Here is a 19,290-nt window from a genome sequence, read left to right as displayed (position 1 = left end):
AGCAGACATCACGCGCGCTTCTCCGTGAAATACTCGCCATACTGCTGCCGCAGCTCGACCTTGCGCAGCTTGCCGGTCGCGGTCATCGGCATCTCATCGAGGATACGCACCAGCTTCGGCACCTGGAAGCCGCCGAGGTGCTTTCTGCAATGCGCCTCGATGCCGGCCTCGTCGGCCACCGCGCCGGGTTTCAGCTTGACGAAGGCGGAGACCGCTTCGCCCCATTGCGGATGCGGCAGGCCGACCACGGCGGCGTTCTGCACGGCGGGGTGCGCCAGCAACGTCTCCTCGATCTTGACGGAGGCAACGTTCTCGCCGCCCGACTTGATCATATCCTTCTTGCGATCGAGGAACAGCACCTCGCCATTGCCGTCGATCAGGGCAAGATCGCCGGTGTGGTGCCAGCCGAACTTGCGCGCCTCCTCGGTCGATTTGGGGTCCTTGTAGTAGCCCATCATCACATTGGGCCCGCGATGCACCAGCTCGCCGATCTCGCCACGCGGCAGCAGGTTGCCATTGTCGTCCATGATCGCGGTCTCGTTGACGATCAGCGATTCGCCCCAATAGTTGCCGAAGCGGTCGAGCTGCACCTCCGGGCGGGACATCGTCGTCGCCGGATACATCTCGGTCTGGCCGCTGGACAGCACGAAGTTCGGACAGAGATCGGCGATGGCGCGCTCGAGCAGCGGCTTGCCCATCGGCGCCATGGTGTAGATGCAGCAGCGCAGACCCGACAGGTCGTAGTCGCGGCGGCGCGGATGATCGAGGATCGCCTGATACATCAAGGACAGGCCGACAAACACGGTGAGCTTATCGCGGACGATCGCCTCCATGCAGGCAACCGGATCGAAGCCGCGCATCAGCGCCATGCGACCGCCGACCGAGAGATAGCTGAGCAGCAGCACGTGGCCGGCGCAGTGGAACAGCGGAAACTGCCCGGTGATCCCGTCATCGCGCGAGAGCTGCATCTCGATGCAGTTGCTCATCACGGCCATGACCACGGCGAGGTGGCAATGCATCGCGCCCTTCGGCCGCGAGGTGGTGCCTGACGTATAGATGATCATCGCGAGGTCGCGGTCGTTGATCTCGATGTCAGGCTCAATATCGGACTGTCCCTCCAGCAGACCGTTGAACTCCTGCAATCCGGTCTTGCCGGCATTGCCGGTCAGGTCGATCGCGATCATCTCCATGCCGCGCGCTTCCAGCGCGGCGCGGCGGTCGGCCTGGGCATGAAGGGCGTCGTCGATGACGGCGAAACGCACCCCGGCATGGCCGAGGATGTAGTCCATATCAGCCGGTCCGAGCATGGTGTTGATGGGCACCCAGACCAGCCCGGCGCGGTGAATACCGAACAGCGCTTTGACGAATTCGACGGAGTTGTTGCAAATGGTCGAGATCTTCTCGCCCGGCTTCAGCCCGCGCTGCACCAGATGATTGGCGAAGCGATTGGCGTCGCGCTCGAGCTCGGTGAAGGTGACCTGCCTGCCGCCGTCGGTCAGTGCGATACGATCCGGAAATCGCCGCGCGGCGCGCTTCAAGAGATCGCCGATCGCGATCCGCCCGATGCGGCCCGGCCCGGTGACGCCGCCGGTTGCTGCGAGATTGTCCATGCTTGGTTCTCCTATCAACCGTCATTGCGAGGAGCTCGCGACACAATTGCAAAGCAATTTTGCGCTGAAGCGACGAAGCAATCCATACTTTCCAAACGGCAAGATGGATTGCTTCGCTGCGCTCGCAATGACGGCTGTCGTGGCCCTAGTGCCTCACCCCGAAAATCTGCCGCGCTTCCGCCGGGCTCGCGATCTCGCGACCGGCGCGGCGTGCGCAGGCGGCGAGCCCTTCGACGAGCTGCCCGTTCGACGTCACCTTGGTGCCGTCGCCGAGATAGAATGTATCCTCCAGCCCGCTGCGCAGATGGCCGCCGAGGTCGGCGGCGCGCTGATGCAGCGGCCAGATCTCGGCACGGCCGATCGCGGTGACTTGCCAATGCGCCTCCGGCGCCTTCAGCTTCAACAGGATCGGCAACAGCTCCGGATCGGCCGGCATGCCCGAGGCGACGCCCATGACGAAATTGTATTCGAGCGGCCCGGAATACATCCCGGTCTGCCGATACATCCCGACGCAACGCACGATGCCGACATCGAAGCACTCGAATTCGGGAATGGTGCCGGCCACCTTCATCACGTCGAGATAGTCCTGCACCTTCTCGACGGCGTTATCGAACATCATCGGCGGCCAGGCCCAGGTGTTGTCGGCCTTCACCTTGAGATAATTCAGCGAGCCGGCATTGCAGGCGGCGATCTCGGGCCTGGTCTCGCGCACGCAATCGAGCGCGCCCTGGTAGTTTGGGCCCGAGGTGCCGGTGGTGTGGTTGATGATCACGCCCGGGCAGGCCTCGCGGATTGCCTGCTGGATCTCCTTGCTGACGCTGACATCCCATGACGGCAGGTGGCCCTTGTTCGGCTCCTGCTGCCGCAGATGGATGTGCATGATGCTGGCGCCGGCGCTGAACGCGGCCTTGGCCTCGCGCGCCATCTGTTCCGGCGTCACCGGAACGTTGTGCTGCTTCGGGTCGGTAAGCACGCCGTTCAGCGCGCAGGTGATGACGGCCTTGTCGCTCATGAGTCTCTTGTCCGCTTTGCAGCGCACATGCGCTGCCGATTTCGCCATGATGAGAACTTTGCCTTCGCGCCATCTTGCGTTGACTGGCTAAGTGGATGTGCTCACGGCACAATCCGTCGCCAGCCGGTTAACACAAGACGCGACGCCCGCGTCACGCCTAACCTTACTGCCAAGCAGAAGCGGCGCAACAAGCCGGCATCACGGGGAGAACGTCATGGTCTCGATCAACCGGCGCACATGGCTCACCGGCGCGGGACTTGCCGCGGTCGCGGGTCTTAAGCCTTCGCTGGCCGACGACACACCAGGCGTCACCGCGACCGAGATCAGGATCGGCAGCACCACCTCCCTGAGCGGCCCGGTGTCCGCGCTCGGCGTGCAGGCGCGCTGCCAGGAAGCCTATTTCAAGATGCTGAACGAGCAGGGCGGCATCGCCGGCCGGCAGATCAAGTACATCTACTACGACGACGCGTTCAATCCGGCGAAGACAGTCGAGCAAGTGCGCCGCCTGATCGAAAGCGACAATGTCGCCTTCCTGTTCAACATGCTCGGCACCGCGCCGAACTCGTCGGTCGTCAAATACATCAACGCCGCCAAGGTGCCGCATCTGTTCCTGTCGGTGAATGGCGACAAATGGGGCGACTACAAGACCTATCCCTGGACCATGGGCTTTGCGCCGAGCGCGCGGACCGAGGCCCAGGTGTTCGTCAAATATGCACTGAGCCAGAACAAGAACGCGAAATTCGCGGTGCTCTACCAGAACGACGACCTCGGCAAGGATTTCGTCGCCGGGGCCAAGGACGTGCTCGGCGAGCGGTTCGCGACCGCGGCCGTGGTGGCCTCGCACGAGGTTACCGATCCCACGATCGATTCCCAGATCGTTGCGCTGCGCGGCGCAAGCCCAGATGTGCTGATCTCCGGCACCACGGCAAAGTTCTGTGCACAGTCGATCCGCAAGATCTATGAGCTCGGCTGGAAGCCGATGCACTTCATCGCCAGCGGCGCCGCCTCGATCTCATCGACCATCGCGCCTGTCGGCCTGGACAAGTCGCAGGGCACGATCTCGTCGGCCTATGTCAAGGACGTCGCCGACCCGGCCTGGGCCAACGATCCCGGCGTGAAGAATTTCCTCGCCTTCATGGAGAAGTACTTCCCCGACGGCAATCCGAAGGAGGGCTACAACCTCTACGCCTACACGGTGGCGCAGGTGCTGAAGATCGTGCTCGAGCAATGCAAGGGCAATTTCACGCGCGACAACATCATGGCGCAGGCCAACAACCTGAAGGACATCGAGGTTCCGACGCTGTTGCCCGGCATCCGCGTCAACACCAGCCCGACCAATCATCACCCGCTGCAGCAGCTTCAGCTGCAACGGATCGAAGGTCCCGGCTGGCTGCGGTTCGGCGAGGTGATCCAGGGCGCGAATTTGTAACCGAAGAAGAATCCCAAATTCCACGCGTCGTCCCGGCGAAAGCCGGGACCCATAACCACGGCCGTCAATTGCTTCACGAGATCTCTGCCATCCCGCATCACGGATAGATCACGCGGTATGGGTCCCGGCTCCCGTGCGCAATTGCGCACTGGCCGGGACGACAGCGGAGGTTACGTCAACGCACGTTCGCTCGCGGCTTGCCCGGTGCGATAGATCGCAAGGTCCCGCGAGCCGGAGAAGATCGCGCGCGGCTTCAAGCCATAGAAGCGGCGAATCGAGTGGCTGAAATGCGTGCTGTCGGGATAGCCGATATCCTGCGCAAGATGCGCGAGGTTGATGTCCTGGTTGGCGAAGTGCAGCAGATGCCGCGCGCGCTTCCAGGCGCGGAAGGAGCGGAACGAGATTCCGGTCTCCTCCTTGAACAGATGCAGGAAGCGCGAGGGCGATAGCCCGGCTTCCGCGGCACAGCCTGCCGCGGTCACCGGCTCGCCGGAAAACTGCCCGATGCGGCCGATCGCGCGCACGACCCGCGGATCGAGCACGCGCTGCGGCAGCGCGTCGCCGAAGCACATGGTGTCGAACTCGGCATTCGCGATCGCGTCGCGATGTTGCATCTCGGCGAGCGTCGCATAGGCGTTGCGGATGCGATTGGCGAACAGATGAGAGTCCGGTCCTTGCAGGCGGCGGGCGACGGCTTCGAGCGTGCCGTCGGGCACGCTTTCCGGCTCGATCGCAACGCAGATCGCCGAACGATATTCGCTGGTGATGGTGTGGCGCAGGTTCGGCATCGTCACCGCGAGTTCGCCATGCGACTCGCGGCCTTCGCTGGTCGACAGATGCAGCCCGTCGCGGATCGCGACATAGACGTGGAATGCGCCGGGACAGCGCTCGCGCGGGCGGCCGAGCAGCCCGGCATAGAACACCCGTTCCGGCGTAATCAGCATCCGGTGACCGGATTGCTGGCTGGAGCTCTGGCACTTCGCGTCCACGATCGCGTCCATGGCGGTTCCTCCTCGCGCGGCTCTTTGGGCCGCTGCGGCGGAGCTACCATAACGCAAATTCGAGGCCTGTCACCGATGTGAAGAGTCGTCATTCCGGGGCGATGCGACGCATCGAACCCGGAATCTCGAGGTTCCGGGTCTGGCCCTTCGGACCATCCCGGAACGACAGCGTAGGTTACGGCCGCGCCCGCGGCGCAACGTTCTGTTCCTGACCGGCTTTTTGCTCCGCCGCGACCGCGCGCTGGTAACCGTCGCGCTGCTGCAGCCGCGCCCAATAGGCCGCGACATTCGGCCCGAAATCCTTGGCGAGGCCGATATTGCCGGCGAGACGGAGCGCATAACCGTTGGCGATGTCGGCCGCGGTGAAGCGTTCCGCGCAGAGGAATTCCGACTTCGAGGCGGCGGCCTCGACCGCACGCAGCCGGCCCAGGAACCATTTTGCATAGTCGCCCGAGACCTGCGGGTTGCGCCGCTCCTCCGGCTCGAGCTGGCTGTAGCGGAGCACCAGCGTCTGCGGAAAGGTCAGCGTTGCGTCGGAAAAATACATCCAGTTCAGGAACGCGCCATAGGCCGGCTCGTCGACGCCGACAATCAGCGGCGTCGGGCCGTATTTGGTGCCGAGATAGTGGCAGATGCCGGAGGACTCCGTCATCCTGGTCTCGCCATCGATCATGAACGGGATGGTGCCGAGCGGATTGATGCCGAGATATTCCTTGGCGAACACCCGCGGCGGGAACGGCAGCATCTTCAGCTCATAGGCAAGCCCAAGCTCCTCCAGCATCCACAGCGGACGGAACGAGCGCGCGGCATCGCAATGATAGAGCGTGATCATCAGGCGTTTCCCTTTTGCTTCAGGCCAGGCAGCGTGCCCATCATCTTGCACAATACCATGAGCATGACCTCGTCGGCGCCGCCGCCGATCGATGTCAGGCGGCTGTCGCGATAGGCGCGGCTGACCGGCGTCTCGTTGGTGAAGCCCATGCCGCCCCAATATTGCAGGCAGGCGTCGGTGAGCTCGCGGCCGAGCCGGCCGGCCTTCAGCTTGGCCATGGTCGCGAGCCGGGTCACGTCCTCGCCGGCCACCAGCGCCTCGCCGGCACGATAGATCAGCGAGCGCAGCAGCTCGACCTCGGTCTGCATTTCCGCGAGCTTGAAGTGCACCACCTGGTTGTCGAGGATCGAGCCGCCGAACGCCTTGCGGTTGCGAGTGTAGTCGATGGTCTCGTTGATGATGAATTCATGCGCCTTCAGGCAGGCGGCCGCCCCCCACAGCCGCTCCTCCTGGAACTGGATCATCTGGTAGGTGAAGCCCTGGCCTTCCTCGCCGATCCGGTTGCGCTTCGGGACCCGGACATTGTCGAAGAAAATCTGCGCGGTATCGGAGGAGCGCATGCCGAGCTTGTCGAGCTTGCGCGCGACCTGCACGCCCTTGGTCTTCATGGGCACGCAGATCAGCGACTTGTTGCGATGGACCGGGCCGTCGCTGGTGTTGGCGAGCAGGCAGATCCAGTCGGCCTGGGTGCCGTTGGTGATCCACATCTTGCCGCCATTGATGACGTAGTCGTCGCCGTCGGAGCGCGCACTGGTCTTGATCGAGGCGACGTCGGAGCCGGCGCCGGGCTCGGAGACGCCGATGCAGGCGACCTGATCGCCGGCAATCGCCGGCGCCAGAAATTCGCGCCGCACCTCGTCGGAGCCGAACCGCGCCAGCGCCGGCGTCGCCATGTCGGTCTGCACCCCGATCGCCATCGGCACGCCGCCGCAGGTGATGGCCCCTAACTCCTCGGCCATCATCAGCGCGTAGGAATAATCCAGTCCCTGGCCGCCGAACTCGACCGGCTTGTTGAGGCCGAGGAAGCCGAGATTGCCGAGCTTCTTGAACAGCTCATGCGCCGGGAAGATGTCGGCCTTCTCCCATTCGTCGACATGAGGGTTGATCTCGGCCGCAATGAACTTCTGTAGTGCGCGGCGCGGCTCGTCGTGGTCGGCGGTGAAGAGCATGTTTATCTCGTGTTTTCTCGTCGTCTTTCTTCACCTCCCCCTGAAAGGGGAGGTCGGAACGCTCGGCAACGCCGAGCGGGCCGGGTGGGGGTCACACCGGCAGTTGGACTTGCGGCGTGACCCCCACCCTGCCCTCCCCTTTCAGGGGGAGGGTGTTTCCTCTCTCGCAGCTCAACTTGCCGCTGTTCTCACAATCCCATCTGCCGGCTCGCGAGATCCTTCATGATCTCCTCGGTGCCGCCGCCGATCGCGTTGACCTTGACCTCGCGGTAGATGCGCTCGACCTTGACGCCGCGCATGAAGCCGGCGCCGCCGAAGATCTGCACCGCTTCGGAGGCGCAGTGCGCCATGGTCTGGGTCGCCTGATTCTTCATCATGCAGATCTCGGCGACCGGGCTTTCGCCCTGGCCGAGCCGCCAGGCCAGCATCTCCAGCATCGCCTGCGAGGCCGCGACCTTCTGCGCCATGTCGACGATCTTGTGCCTGATCACCTGGTGCTGGGCGATCGGCTTGCCGAACGTCTTGCGCTCCTTGGCATAGGCGATCGCCTCGTCGAGGCAGACGCGCGCATAGGCAGTGCAGCTCGCCGCCATGCCCATGCGCTCGCTGTTGAAGTTCTGCATGATGATCTTGAAGCCCTGCCCCTCCTCGCCGATCAGGTTCTCGGCCGGCACGCGGCATTCGTCGAAGTGAAGTGTCGCGGTATCCGAGGCCCACCAGCCCATCTTCTTCAGCTTGGTGCGGGACAGGCCGGCCGTATTGCCTTCGATCAACAGCAGGCTGACGCCGCCCGGGCCCTCGCCGCCGGTGCGCACCGCGACCGTCAGATAGTCGGCGCGCATGCCCGAGGTGATGAAGGTCTTCTCGCCGGAGACGACGTAGTGGTCGGCGTCGCGCCGCGCCCTGGTGCGCAGGTTCGCGACATCGGAGCCGCCGCTCGGCTCGGTGATCGCGAGCGCGGAGATCTTCTTGCCGGCGAGCACGTCCGGCAGCACCCGCGCCTTGACCTCGGGCCGCGCGGCGCGCGCGATCGGCGGCGAGCCGATGGTATGGCTCATCAGGCTCGATGAGACGCCGCCGGCGCCGGCACGCGCCAGCTCCTGCGAGGCCACGATCTTCATGAACTGGTCGGCGGCGATTCCGCCATACTCTTCCGGGAAGCCAAGGCCGAGCAGCCCGATCGCGGATGCCTTGGCATAGAGCTCGCGCGGAAACTCGCCGTCCTCGTCCCATTGATGGGCATAAGGCTCGATTTCCCTGGCAACAAAGCGCCGCATCACCTCGCGAAAGGCCTCATGCTCGCCGGTGTAGAACGGGTTTGCCATCCGCGTGCTCCGTTGATTCTTCCCTCCGACGATGTCCGGATTTCTCCCGGTTCACTTGCGTCGAGTGGCTGCCATCGGTGCCGACGCCCGGCCCGGCGATTTGCCAGCCACTAAACGCAAGACAGTATCCTTATACGCCCCCTCCACTGCCAATTCATGGCATCAATTGAGCCAGGAACAGGCGGCGCAAGACTGCCGTTCCGGAGGAGGGAAATTTGCCGGTTCGTTATTACGACTGGATCGCGCATCATCGCCGGCGCACGCCGGACAAGATGGCGCTTGTCGATCTCGCCAGCGATCGCCGCTTCAGCTACGCGGAGCTCGACGCCCGCGTGTCGCGGCTCGCCGCCTGGCTGCGCGATGGGCTCAAGGTTGCCCGCGGCGACCGCGTCGCGGTGCTGGCACTGAACACGACGGATACGCTGGAGGTGCAGTTCGCCTGCTTCCGGATCGGCGCGATCTTCCTGCCGCTCAACACCCGCCTCACCGTTCCCGAGCTGCGCTACATCACCGGCGACGCCGCGCCGAAGGTGATGATCCACGACGACGATCTCGCCGAGACCGCGCTTGCGGTGGCAAAGCTCTGCAATGTCGCTGCGACCGTGAGGCTCGGCCCAGGCGGCGCCTATGAGGCTGGCATCGCGGCAGCCACGCCGCTCGAGCGGTTCGAGGAGGCCATGCTCGATGACATCTCGACCATCATGTACACCTCGGGGACGACGGGCCAGCCCAAGGGCGCGATCATCACGCATGGGATGACGTTCTGGAATTGCGTCAATCTCGGCGGCCCCGCCTACATCTCGCCGGCCTCGGTGCTGCTCACGGTGCTGCCGCTGTTCCACACCGGCGGGCTGAATTGCTACACCAACCCGGTGCTGCATGCCGGCGGCACCGTGCTGATCATGCGCGCCTTCGATCCCGGCGAGGCGCTGAAGCTGATCGGCGATCCCTTGCAGGGCATCAACGTGTTCTTCGGCGTGCCCGCGATCTACCAGTTCATGGCGCAGCACCCGGCCTTCGCATCAGCGGATTTCAGCCGGCTCGTCATTGGCGGCGTCGGCGGCGCGCCGATGCCGGTGCCGCTGCTCAAGACCTGGGAGGCGCGCGGCGTCGCGCTGCAGCAGGGCTATGGCATGACCGAGACGTCGCCGGCGGTGATGGTGCTCGACCGCGAGGATGCCGCGCGCAAGGCCGGCTCGTCCGGCAAGCCGGTGCTGCATACCGAGGTCCGCATCGTGCGGCCCGACGGCAGCGATGCGGCGGTCGGCGAGCTCGGCGAACTCTGGGTCAAGGGGCCGAACATCACGCCGGGCTACTGGAACAGGCCGGACGCCAATGCCTCCTCCTTCACCGACGGCTGGCTGCACACCGGCGACGCCACGCGGATCGACGAGGAAGGCTTCTACTACATCGTCGACCGCTGGAAGGACATGTACATCTCGGGCGGCGAGAACGTCTATCCGGCCGAGGTCGAGAGCGTGCTGCATCAATTGGCCGCCGTCGCCGAAGCCGCCGTGATCGGCATCCCCGACGAGCAATGGGGCGAAGTCGGCATGGCGATCATTGCCGTGAAATCCGGCGATTCGCTGACCCCGGCCGAGGTCCACGCGCATTGCCAGGCCAATCTGGCGCGGTTCAAATGCCCGCGCCTGATCGAATTCATCGAGGTCCTGCCGCGGAACGCGACAGGCAAAATTCATAAGCCGACGCTCCGGCAGCAATTCAGCCAGCCGAAGCCAACCGATACCGCGGCGTGAGCCAGACGCGCGCCGCGCGTTCCGGGATTCGCCGCGACAAGGATTGCCCCGCTGCCGTCTGCCGGGACCGGCTGCGGGTTCGTTGCGTAAGTCCCCAACCAAGATCAATCGAGGAAATTGCCTTTATGAAAACAACAACACTGTCGCTGCTGGCAGCCGCCACGGCGCTCTGCCTGTTCTCCACCCAGGCCGCCTTTGCACAAAAGAAGTATGATACCGGCGCCTCCGACACCGAGATCAAGATCGGCAACGTCGAGGCCTATAGCGGTCCCGCCTCCGCCTACGGCGTCATCGGCAAGACCGAAGAAGCCTATTTCAAGATGATCAACGACCAGGGCGGCATCAACGGCCGCAAGATCAACTGGATTTCCTATGACGACGGCTACTCGCCGCCGAAGACCGTGGAGCAGATCCGCAAGCTGATCGAGAGCGACGAGGTCTTCCTGGTGTTCAACGCGCTGGGCACGCCGACCCAGACCGCGGTGCAGAAGTATCACAACGCCAAGAAGGTGCCGCAGCTGTTCCTCGCCACCGGCGCCAGCAAGTGGAACGATCCGAAGGATTTCCCATGGACCATGGGTTTTCAGCCGAGCTATCGCGTCGAGGCGCGGATCTTCGGCAAGTACATCCTGAAAGCCAAGCCGGATGCCAAGGTCGCGATCTTCTACGCCAATGACGATTTCGGCAAGGACTACCTGGTCGGCTTGAAGGAGATCCTCGACAAGTCGAGCGTCAAGATCGTCGCCGAAGAGAGCTACGAGACCACCGAGCCCTCGATCGACTCCCACATCGTCAAGCTGAAGGACACCGGCGCCGACGTGTTCGTCAACATCTCGACGCCGAAATTCGCGGCGCAGGCGATCAAGAAGATCGCCGAGCTCAACTGGAAGCCGATGCAGGTGATGACCGACGTCTCGATCTCGATCGGCGCGGTCATGAAGCCCGCCGGGCTCGAGGCTTCGGAAGGCGTGCTGTCGGCCGGCTATCTGAAGGACGCGTCCGATCCGCAATGGAAGAATGATGAGGGCATGAAGAAGTTCATGGCCTTCGCCGAGAAGTACATGCCGGGCGCCAACCTCGCCGACGCCAATCTGGTCTATGGCTACGCCGCGGCGCAAACCATGGTGCAGGTACTGAAGCAGGCCGGCGACAACCTGACACGTGAGAACGTGATGAAGCAGGCCGCCAGCCTGAAGGATTTTGCGCCCGACACGCTGATTCCCGGCATCAGGATCAACACCAGCGCGACCGACTTCGCGCCGGTCGAGCAACTCAAGATGATGCAGTTCAAGAACGGGCAGTGGGAGCTGTTCGGCGACATCATCAGCGCCGAGACCGGCAGCTAGTCGAGCCTGTCATTCCGGGGCGCTCGCGATCGCGAGCGAACCCGGAATCTGGAGCTCGTGGATCGAGATTCCGGGTTCGCGCGCACGCGCGCCCCGGAATGACCAGCTTCAACTACCCGGCAAGAAAATCGCGAACGGCTCATCGATCGTCCGACGCAGATGCTCGCGATAGGCGGCGTAGTTAGCATCATCCGCCGACACCCGGCCGAGGCTTGGCTTGGGTACGTTCTTCACCGGCAGGAACGCGATCGGCGCGGCGACCGGCGTCAGCAGCGAGCCGCGGCCCGCGAGCAGCGTCGTGATGATGCCGTACATCTCGCCGGAATTGCGCGGGCGCGACACCGTGATCACGCGATGCTGGCCGTGCCGGTTGGTCACGAGGTAGACGAAGCCGGATTCATTGGGCACCGCCACCTCGCCATACTGGGTGTAATCGGAATCCTGCCGTTCGCCCTCGCGGAAGCCGAGCGACGATGCCGCTTCGTCCCAGGCGATCTCGGTGCGGTAGGCATAGAGCGCACCCTGCTCGCCGAACGACGGACGCACCGTGATGTAGGTGCCCTCGATCCGCGCCACTGCGCGGCGCGAATAGGATCCGAGGCTGTCGGGCGCGATCCCGCCATTGGCGGGTGCGGCCACCGTGATCGTCTCCGGCAGCTTGCGCAAGGACACGCCCAGCGCCTGCTCCAGCCGCACGGTGGTCGCCAGCGTGAACGGGCGGCGGCCGCCAAGCACCTTTTCCAGCGTCGACAGGCTGAGCTTGGCCTGCTCGGCCAGCGCCTGCCGCGAGATGCGACGGCGCGCGATTTCCTCGCGGATAGTCTCCGCGACCTGCTGGCTCTGCTCGGCGGATAGCTGCTTGTCAGGCGTCGGCATCCAGATTCCTGCCCGGTTCCCCTTGATTCCGCGCAGTCTAGCAGACCGGACAATCCATCACCAAACCGCACAAACCCGCCGCAGCCGGCGGCGGGCCGCGCCGGACGGTGGCCAATCATTGCCGATCATTCTGCTCGCGCCAAAACCGCCGTTCTCCATGATCGCGAGGCAGCGAAAGCCTCGCTCGGGAGTGACGAAAATGACGATTTACGATGCATGTGACAGCAGCCCGCAGATCCGCCTGTCGCGCAGGATGCGCATTGTGCTGTTCTTTCTGGTGGAAGGTGTGGCCGCGCTGGTGATCGGCTTTGCGGCCTTGTTCGTGAGTTTCGATCCGGTGTGGTCGGCCGAACTGCCGCGACAGGTGGTGCTGCGGCCGAGCGATGCGCGTTCCGGCTCGCTGCTGTTCAAGACCGACGACGGCTATGCCGACGCGACCAGGCTCGGCATCGACGTCGACCTCACGGTGTCGGGGCCGACGGTCCGCGCCCGCGTCACGCAAATCTTCCGCAACCCGACCAAGGACTGGGTGGAGGCGACCTATGTCTATCCGCTGCCGGCGGGCGGCGCGGTCGACACGCTGAAGATGGTGGTCGGCGACCGCGTCGTAGTCGGCGACATCAAGGAGCGGCAGCAGGCTCGCGCGATCTACGAGCAGGCCAAGCAGAACGGCCAGAAGGCCGCGCTCACCGAACAGGAGCGGCCCAACATCTTCACCAATTCGGTCGCCAATATCGGCCCCGGCGAAACCGTGCTGGTGCAGATCGAATATCAGGAGCCGGTGCAGCAGAACGGCAGCGAGTTCTCGCTGCGGGTGCCGATGGTGGTCGGCCCGCGCTACAATCCGCGCCCGGTGGTGCAGAGCGTCGATCTCCGCGCCGATGGCAACGGCTGGGGCGCCACCACCACCGATCCCGTGCCGGACCGCGACCGCATTGCGCGCGAAGTGCTCGATCCGGCGGAAAATGCGCCGGTCAATCCGACCAACGTCACGGTGCACCTCAACGCCGGCTTTCCGCTCGGCGAGGTGAAGAGCCATTTCCACCAGGTCAAGATCGAGAGCCCGGACAGCACCACGCGGCTCGTCAAGCTCGCCGAAGGCCCGGTGCCGGCCGATCGTGATTTCGAGCTGACCTGGAAGCCGGCCGCCGAGAAGGCGCCGTCGGTCGGGCTGTTCCGCGAGCATGTCGGCAATTCCGACTATCTGCTGGCCTTCGTCACCCCGCCGTCGGTCGAGCAGGCGCAACAGAAAACGTTGCCGCGCGAGGTGATCTTCGTGATCGACAATTCCGGTTCGATGAGCGGCACCTCCATCATCCAGGCCAAGGCGAGCCTGACTTACGCGCTCGGCCGCCTGCAGCCGACCGATCGCTTCAATGTGATCCGGTTCGACGACACCATGGACACGCTGTTCCCGTCGCCGGTCGCGGCCAACAGCGCCAATATCGGCAGCGCGACGGCGTTCGTCAGCGCGCTGCAGGCCCGCGGCGGCACCGAGATGGTGCCGGCGATGCGCGCGGCGCTGTCCGACACCAGCCATGGCGACGCCAATTACGTCCGCCAGGTCGTGTTCCTGACCGACGGCGCCATCGGCAACGAGCAGCAATTGTTCGAGACCATCGGCGCGCTGCGCGGCCGCTCGCGCATCTTCATGGTCGGCATCGGCTCGGCGCCGAACACCTATCTGATGACACGCGCCGCCGAGCTCGGCCGCGGCACCTTCACCCATATCGGCTCGGTCGAGCAGGTCGACGAGCGCATGCGCGGCCTGTTCGCCAAGCTGGAGAATCCCGCGGTGACGAATCTCTCCGCGAAATTCTCCGAGGCGACGGCCGACCTGACGCCGTCGGCACTGCCCGACGTCTATCGCGACGAGCCGCTGGTGCTGGCCGCCAAGCTCGACAAGCTGGCCGGCTCGGTCGAGATCAAGGGCCGCATCGGCGACCGTCCGTGGAGCGTGACGCTGCCGCTCGCGAATGCCGCTGAAGGCAGGGGCCTGTCGAAACTGTGGGCGCGCCGCAAGATCGCCGATGCCGAGGTGGCGCGCACCACGCGGCAGCAGAGCGCCGAGGACGCCGACAAGACCATCCTCGCGCTGGCGCTGGAGCATCAGCTCGTCACGCGGCTGACCAGCCTTGTCGCGGTCGACAAGACGCCGAGCCGTCCCGAGGGCGAGCCGCTGAAACTCTCCGAGCTGCCGCTCAACCTGCCCGCCGGCTGGGATTTTGCGAAGGTGTTCGGCGAGCGTCCGAGTCTGCCGGCCGTACCGGGCGAGCGTCGCGCCGACGCCGGCGACGGCAAGCTGCAGCTCGCTGCGCTGAAGCGGTCACCGGTCCCCACACAAGGTCCCGGCACGATCCAGCTGCCGAAGACCGCGACTGATGCGGAGCTGAAGATGATCGCGGGCGTGATCCTGCTCACGGTGAGCCTTCTCCTCCTGATGATCAACCGGCGTCAGACGTCGCCCCAATGACGTCGGATGAAAGGAGGAGGTGCCCCCCGACCTCCTCCTTCAAGCGCGCGCGCGGCCTTCCCACCCGTCCCCCAAGGGCCGCGCGCGCAACTCTTCCTCAACTCGCAATGTCATTCCGGGGCGATGCGCAGCATCGAACCCGGAATCTCGAGATTCCGGGTCTGGTCCTTCGGACCATTCCGGAATGACAGCAACAGGCGCAACAATGCCCCGCTTCGTCCCATCCCTCGCCTTCGCTCTCATCGGTGTGATCCTGTTCGGCCAGGGCGCCTACATCCATGCCAAGGCGCTGCTGGCGCAGGTGCTGCTGGAGCGCGCCTTCGCACAGAGCATCGCGACCGGCCAGCCGGTGAAGCCGTGGAGCTGGGCCGATACCTGGCCGGTGGCGCGGATCGAGGTGAAGCGCCTGCACGCCTCCGCGACCGTGCTTGCCGGCAGCAGCGGCCAGGCACTGGCGTTCGGCCCCGGCCATGTCGAGCAGACCGTCGATGCCGGCGAGCGGGGCGTCGCGGTCTATTCCGCGCACCGCGACACGCATTTTCGCTTTCTCAGGGATGTCACAATCGGTGACGAGATCGACGTCACGCGAAGCGACGGCAAGATGTTTCGCTATCGGGCCGATCGCAGCTCGGTGGTCCGATTCGATCAATCCGGCATCGATCCGACTACTGACCGGTATGAACTGGTGCTGTCGACCTGCTGGCCGTTCGACGCGCTGACGGCAGGCCCTGAGCGCTACTTGCTGCACGCGACCTTGATCGAAACGGATTCGCACGCGCGCGAATCGGGTTCCTGATAGGCAATCAATTTTGCGCCTGCCGGGATATTGCGCGCGGTGCCCTGACCTGCGCCAGCATGAGTTGCTACCCCCTTTCCCTCGCCATAAAAACAATGAAAAATCGCGCGCCTCACGGTGATCCGCCGTGGCCAGAGGAAACAAAGACAACAAGGATAAGGGCAGGCTCCATGGAAGCTTTCGCAAGCACCGCGTCTCATGTGTCCCACGAATGGGCGCCGCCCGCTGACGCCAGCGATATCGTCAAGAGCATCCACGCGATGCTGCATCCGCGCAACATCGTGCTGGTCGGTGCCACCGACAAGCCCGGCAATTACGCCGAACGGATCTGGAACAATCTGGTCAAGTACGGATATGCCGGCGGCCTTTATCCGATCAACGCCAAGCGCGAAGCGATCTGGGGCGTCACCTGCTACAAGGACTTCGCCAGCCTTCCCGAGAAGCCCGACCATGTGCTGGTGCTGGTGCCGGCCCGGTTCGCGGTGCAGGTGATCCGCGATGCGGCCGCGGCCGGCGCGCGCTCGGCGACCATCGTCACCTCCGGCTTCAGCGAGCTGCAGGATGAGGAGAGCCAGCGCCTCGCGGTCGAGCTGAAGCAGGCGATCAAGGAGACCGGGCTCGCCGTCACCGGCCCCAACTGCCTCGGCAATCTCAGCGCCGGCGAGAACCTGTTCACCAATATCGACGACCGCATCGTCACCATGGAGCAGGGCGCGGTGGCGATCGCCGGCCAATCCGGCGCGATCGTGATGGCGATCCGCCAGGCGCTGGAGGATCGCGGCGTCGGCGTCGGCTACATGGTCACGACCGGCAACGAATCCGGCCTCGAGACCCCGGACCTGATGAGCTACTTCGCCGCCGATCCGAGCATCCGCGTCATCGTGGTCTATCTTGAAGGCGTCAGGAACACGAAGGTATTCCGCGATGCCTGCAAGGCCGCGCGCGCCGCCGGCAAGCCGGTGATCGCGCTCAAGCTCGGCGCCTCCGAGGGCGGCCGCGCCGCGGCGATGGCCCATACCGGCGCGCTTGCCGGCTCGATCGAGACCTTCGATGCGATCTCGACCCGCGAAGGCGTGATCCGGGTGCGTGGGCTGGATGAACTGATCGAGACCACCGAGTGCTTCGTCCATGCCGATTCGCCGAAGGGCAATCGCCTCGCGGCGGTGTCGCTATCGGGCGGCAAGCGCGGCCTTCTGATCGACGCGTTCTATTCTGCCGGGCTGAACTTCGCGCCGCTGAGTCCGAACGCCTCGGAGCAGCTGGCGAAGATGCTTGGCCCCGGCAGCATCGTCGGCAATCCGCTCGACGCGGGCTTTGCCGCGGTGGTCGATCCCTCCGTCTACATGAAGTCGATCAAGATCATGATCGACGATCCCGACACCGATATCGTCATCATCGATGCCGAGCTGCCGAAGGCGCCGCACGAGCTGCGCGAGCGCAATCTGCGCATCGTCAACGAGATGGCCGGCCAGGCCAACAAGCCCGTGATCTATATCAGCGCGATGTCGATCGGCTTCACCGAATTCACCAAGGGGCTGCGCAAGTCGCTGCCCTATATCGCGGTCATGCAGGGCCTCGACCGCGCGGTCGGCGCGATCAAGTCGCTGATCGAATATGCCGGCCTGCGCAAGGAGGTGCCCGATATCGCCTCGAGCTCGAAGGCATCGGCGCGCGCGGTGCTGGAGAAGACGCTGAAGGCCGCCAACGGCGCCGCCGCGCTCGACGAGGTCGCCTCGAAGAAGCTGCTCAAGGCCTATGACATCCAGATCTCAAAGGAAGAGGTCGCGCAGACCGCGGCCGAGGCTGTGAAGATCGCCAAGAAAATCGGCTTCCCGGTGGTCGCCAAGGTTGTCAGCCCCGACATCCTGCACAAATCCGATATCGGCGGCGTGGTGCTGAATCTCGCCAATGCAGCCGAGGTGAAGAAGGCGTTCAACGACATCACCGCGCGGGTGAAGAAGCTGAAGGGCAAGCCGAAGCTCGAAGGCATCCTGATCGCGCAACAGGTCAAGGCCGACCTCGAGCTCGTGGTCGGCGCCTCGCTCGACGCCGAGATGGGCCCCGTCGTGCTGTTCGGCACCGGCGGCGTCGACATCGAGCTGATGAAGGACGTCGCGCTCGCCGGCGCGCCGCTCGACGCCGCCGAGGCCAAGGAGCTGATCGCCAGGACCAAGGCCGGGGTCAAGATGAAGGGCTATCGCGGCAAGCCCGCGCTGCACGAGCCGTCGGCAGTGAAGGCGCTGGTCGGTCTTTCCAACCTGATGGCCGACGCCAATGGCCGCATTGCCTCGATCGACGTCAACCCGTTCCTGATCAACAGCAAGCTCGGCGTCGCCGTCGACGGGCTGATCGTGCTGAACAACGCCGCCGCGAACAAGGCGGCGGGGCATTAGGCTCAATCGTCATGCGCGGGCTTGACCCGCGCATTCATCATCAGAAGTAAGTCGTTTCCGGATGGATTGCCGGTCAAACCCGGCAATGACAACCGTCGTCAGAAGCTCGCACCCCACTGCCGCGCGGTCTGCATCACCCAGTCGCGATAGAGTGTCAGCGGCGTCACGCCGGTGATGCCGCCGCAGCCGGCGGCGCCGTTCGGTCCCGTTGACCAGCTCACCACGCCGACGATTGCGGGGCCGCCTTGCTTGTCCTCGAACACCGGCGCGCCGGAATCGCCGGTGCAGGCCCCGAGCCCGTCGCGCACGCCCTGCCCGACCGGATCGACGAGACGGATCTGCAACGTGCCGGGCTTGCCGCTCGCGATCAGGCCGGCGACGCGGGTGGCGCCGCCGCTTTTGCCGTCACCGCGCACGGTGACGCCGACGCCTGCGATGGTGAAGCGGCCGCCGACCTGGATCGGAATGTTTGGCATGCCGAGCGCGGCGGGCACCTTGCCTGCGGCCGGCGCCGCGAGCTGCAGCAGTGCGACATCGGCGGTCGCGACATGATTGGCCATCGCCTGCATCCGGAAGCCGGGATGGATCGCAACCGTCCTGACGTCCTGCAGCTTCGGCTGCCTGTCCGCGCCATATTCGACGATCTTGTAATCGGCGCCGGGCTGCACGCAATGCGCCGCGGTCAGCACGACCTTCGGCGCGATCAGCGCGCCGGTGCAGAAATTGCCGCGCGAGCCGACGATGGTGACGACGGAGCGTGCAACGCCATCCGTCGACGGCGCGCCGCCGCCGACGATGGCCAGCGCCGGCGTCGCCGCCAACAGGCTGAGAAAAGCTGTCGCTCGAATCACGCTCGTCATGGAACCTTGTCGGTCGGCATCGGAATTGAGCCCATTCGAGGCGCGGCATTGCGTCGCTCGCACCAGGCTCTGGAGAACACGCAATATTGTACAGAGCATCCAGGCCTGCACGCGTCAATTGTCTAAATATCTAGGCGTCGATCACTACGCCGTTGAAGTCGCCGCCGGAATTCAGCACCGCCATCGCTTGCCGGCGCCACACATCGACGTCTTGTCGCGATACGCAACACCTCGGATCGCGCGCCGCGCGGCCCGACGATGTTCGAATGTGAACTGCGTCTCTTGATCGCCTGCATCGGAGCCGTAATTTCGGCGCGATACGAATACAACCTCCGGCAGCATATCGCATACTTACCTTCATGACTTTCTGGATGCCGGTGCCGTTGATCTCAACACGGCGTTCCATCCGCC

Annotated in this window: 15 protein-coding genes; 6 read left to right on the top strand and 9 right to left on the bottom strand. The window is 64.8% G+C overall.

Going from position 1 to position 19,290, the window contains the following annotated elements; translation table 11 throughout:
- Positions 1–8: 8 nt before the first annotated feature.
- Both QA639_RS03120 and QA639_RS03115 read right to left on the bottom strand, forming a co-directional pair.
- A complete protein-coding gene (locus QA639_RS03120; RefSeq protein WP_283089142.1) occupies positions 9–1,610 on the bottom strand; it encodes an AMP-binding protein in 1,602 nt (533 codons plus the stop codon).
- A 145-nt stretch (positions 1,611–1,755) separates the two neighbouring features.
- Positions 1,756–2,622 carry a beta-keto acid cleavage family enzyme gene (locus QA639_RS03115; protein ID WP_283089141.1) on the bottom strand — a complete coding sequence of 289 codons (867 nt, stop codon included), beginning with the start codon at positions 2,620–2,622 and terminating at the stop codon, positions 1,756–1,758.
- Between the two features lie 214 nt (positions 2,623–2,836).
- Here QA639_RS03115 and QA639_RS03110 point away from each other — a divergent pair, with 214 nt between their 5' ends.
- Complete coding sequence (locus QA639_RS03110) at positions 2,837–4,051, top strand: ABC transporter substrate-binding protein (protein ID WP_283089140.1); 1,215 nt, start codon at positions 2,837–2,839, stop codon at positions 4,049–4,051.
- Positions 4,052–4,221: 170 nt separating this feature from the next.
- Here QA639_RS03110 and QA639_RS03105 read toward each other — a convergent pair whose 3' ends face one another.
- The 4 genes from QA639_RS03105 to QA639_RS03090 all read right to left on the bottom strand — a co-directional run bounded on the left by QA639_RS03105 (position 4,222) and on the right by QA639_RS03090 (position 8,378).
- Positions 4,222–5,052, bottom strand: coding sequence for a helix-turn-helix domain-containing protein (locus tag QA639_RS03105; protein ID WP_283089139.1), 831 nt, complete (start codon positions 5,050–5,052; stop codon positions 4,222–4,224).
- Between the two features lie 175 nt (positions 5,053–5,227).
- Positions 5,228–5,884 (bottom strand): glutathione S-transferase family protein, encoded by a 657-nt coding sequence (locus tag QA639_RS03100; RefSeq protein ID WP_028335284.1) that lies wholly within the window; start codon positions 5,882–5,884, stop codon positions 5,228–5,230.
- The gene (locus QA639_RS03095; protein ID WP_028335283.1) at positions 5,884–7,053 is read right to left on the bottom strand and encodes an acyl-CoA dehydrogenase family protein; all 1,170 of its coding nucleotides are present in this window, start codon (positions 7,051–7,053) and stop codon (positions 5,884–5,886) included. Before QA639_RS03095 ends, QA639_RS03100 begins: the two co-directional genes overlap by 1 nt.
- Positions 7,054–7,241: 188 nt before the next feature.
- A complete protein-coding gene (locus QA639_RS03090) occupies positions 7,242–8,378 on the bottom strand; it encodes an acyl-CoA dehydrogenase family protein (protein WP_028335282.1) in 1,137 nt (378 codons plus the stop codon).
- A gap of 215 nt (positions 8,379–8,593) precedes the next feature.
- On the opposite strand from QA639_RS03090, the gene QA639_RS03085 reads away from it, so the two are divergent.
- Both QA639_RS03085 and QA639_RS03080 read left to right on the top strand, forming a co-directional pair.
- Positions 8,594–10,135, top strand: coding sequence for an acyl-CoA synthetase (locus QA639_RS03085; RefSeq protein WP_283089138.1), 1,542 nt, complete (start codon positions 8,594–8,596; stop codon positions 10,133–10,135).
- 125 nt (positions 10,136–10,260) lie between these two features.
- The gene (locus tag QA639_RS03080) at positions 10,261–11,481 is read left to right on the top strand and encodes an ABC transporter substrate-binding protein (protein WP_283089137.1); all 1,221 of its coding nucleotides are present in this window, start codon (positions 10,261–10,263) and stop codon (positions 11,479–11,481) included.
- Between the two features lie 108 nt (positions 11,482–11,589).
- Here QA639_RS03080 and QA639_RS03075 read toward each other — a convergent pair whose 3' ends face one another.
- The gene (locus QA639_RS03075) at positions 11,590–12,357 is read right to left on the bottom strand and encodes a helix-turn-helix domain-containing protein (protein WP_283089136.1); all 768 of its coding nucleotides are present in this window, start codon (positions 12,355–12,357) and stop codon (positions 11,590–11,592) included.
- Positions 12,358–12,556: 199 nt separating this feature from the next.
- Here QA639_RS03075 and QA639_RS03070 point away from each other — a divergent pair, with 199 nt between their 5' ends.
- The 3 genes from QA639_RS03070 (at position 12,557) to QA639_RS03060 (ending at position 18,019) form a co-directional block, all read left to right on the top strand.
- Positions 12,557–14,830: a marine proteobacterial sortase target protein gene (locus QA639_RS03070; protein ID WP_283089135.1), complete on the top strand. Its 2,274-nt coding sequence runs from the start codon at positions 12,557–12,559 to the stop codon at positions 14,828–14,830.
- 205 nt (positions 14,831–15,035) lie between these two features.
- A complete protein-coding gene (locus QA639_RS03065; RefSeq protein WP_028335277.1) occupies positions 15,036–15,626 on the top strand; it encodes a class GN sortase in 591 nt (196 codons plus the stop codon).
- A 170-nt stretch (positions 15,627–15,796) separates the two neighbouring features.
- On the top strand, positions 15,797–18,019 hold the full coding sequence (locus tag QA639_RS03060; protein ID WP_283089134.1) for an acetate--CoA ligase family protein: 2,223 nt from the start codon (positions 15,797–15,799) through the stop codon (positions 18,017–18,019).
- A gap of 98 nt (positions 18,020–18,117) precedes the next feature.
- Here QA639_RS03060 and QA639_RS03055 read toward each other — a convergent pair whose 3' ends face one another.
- Together QA639_RS03055 and QA639_RS03050 are read right to left on the bottom strand one after the other, a co-directional pair.
- A complete protein-coding gene (locus QA639_RS03055; protein WP_050383980.1) occupies positions 18,118–18,879 on the bottom strand; it encodes a S1 family peptidase in 762 nt (253 codons plus the stop codon).
- A gap of 130 nt (positions 18,880–19,009) precedes the next feature.
- Complete coding sequence (locus QA639_RS03050) at positions 19,010–19,285, bottom strand: hypothetical protein (RefSeq protein WP_082190529.1); 276 nt, start codon at positions 19,283–19,285, stop codon at positions 19,010–19,012.
- Between the last annotated feature and the right edge of the window lie 5 nt (positions 19,286–19,290).

The organism is Bradyrhizobium pachyrhizi, assembly GCF_029714545.1.
Lineage (GTDB): Bacteria > Pseudomonadota > Alphaproteobacteria > Rhizobiales > Xanthobacteraceae > Bradyrhizobium > Bradyrhizobium pachyrhizi.
The sequence above is the reverse complement of the archived record's forward strand: the minus strand, read 5'-3'. Positions and strand labels throughout refer to the sequence as shown.

Excerpts from the sequence above, each read along its gene's own strand:
- QA639_RS03060 (WP_283089134.1), top strand. The coding sequence starts at position 15,797 with ATGGAAGCTTTCGCAAGCACCGCGTCTCATGTGTCCCACGAATGGGCG.
- QA639_RS03115 (WP_283089141.1), bottom strand. The coding sequence starts at position 2,622 with ATGAGCGACAAGGCCGTCATCACCTGCGCGCTGAACGGCGTGCTTACC.
- QA639_RS03095 (WP_028335283.1), bottom strand. The coding sequence starts at position 7,053 with ATGCTCTTCACCGCCGACCACGACGAGCCGCGCCGCGCACTACAGAAG.
- QA639_RS03120 (WP_283089142.1), bottom strand. The coding sequence starts at position 1,610 with ATGGACAATCTCGCAGCAACCGGCGGCGTCACCGGGCCGGGCCGCATC.
- QA639_RS03100 (WP_028335284.1), bottom strand. The coding sequence starts at position 5,884 with ATGATCACGCTCTATCATTGCGATGCCGCGCGCTCGTTCCGTCCGCTG.
- QA639_RS03110 (WP_283089140.1), top strand. The coding sequence starts at position 2,837 with ATGGTCTCGATCAACCGGCGCACATGGCTCACCGGCGCGGGACTTGCC.
- QA639_RS03065 (WP_028335277.1), top strand. The coding sequence starts at position 15,036 with ATGCCCCGCTTCGTCCCATCCCTCGCCTTCGCTCTCATCGGTGTGATC.
- QA639_RS03055 (WP_050383980.1), bottom strand. The coding sequence starts at position 18,879 with ATGACGAGCGTGATTCGAGCGACAGCTTTTCTCAGCCTGTTGGCGGCG.
- QA639_RS03050 (WP_082190529.1), bottom strand. The coding sequence starts at position 19,285 with ATGGAACGCCGTGTTGAGATCAACGGCACCGGCATCCAGAAAGTCATG.
- QA639_RS03075 (WP_283089136.1), bottom strand. The coding sequence starts at position 12,357 with ATGCCGACGCCTGACAAGCAGCTATCCGCCGAGCAGAGCCAGCAGGTC.
- QA639_RS03090 (WP_028335282.1), bottom strand. The coding sequence starts at position 8,378 with ATGGCAAACCCGTTCTACACCGGCGAGCATGAGGCCTTTCGCGAGGTG.
- QA639_RS03080 (WP_283089137.1), top strand. The coding sequence starts at position 10,261 with ATGAAAACAACAACACTGTCGCTGCTGGCAGCCGCCACGGCGCTCTGC.
- QA639_RS03070 (WP_283089135.1), top strand. The coding sequence starts at position 12,557 with ATGACGATTTACGATGCATGTGACAGCAGCCCGCAGATCCGCCTGTCG.
- QA639_RS03105 (WP_283089139.1), bottom strand. The coding sequence starts at position 5,052 with ATGGACGCGATCGTGGACGCGAAGTGCCAGAGCTCCAGCCAGCAATCC.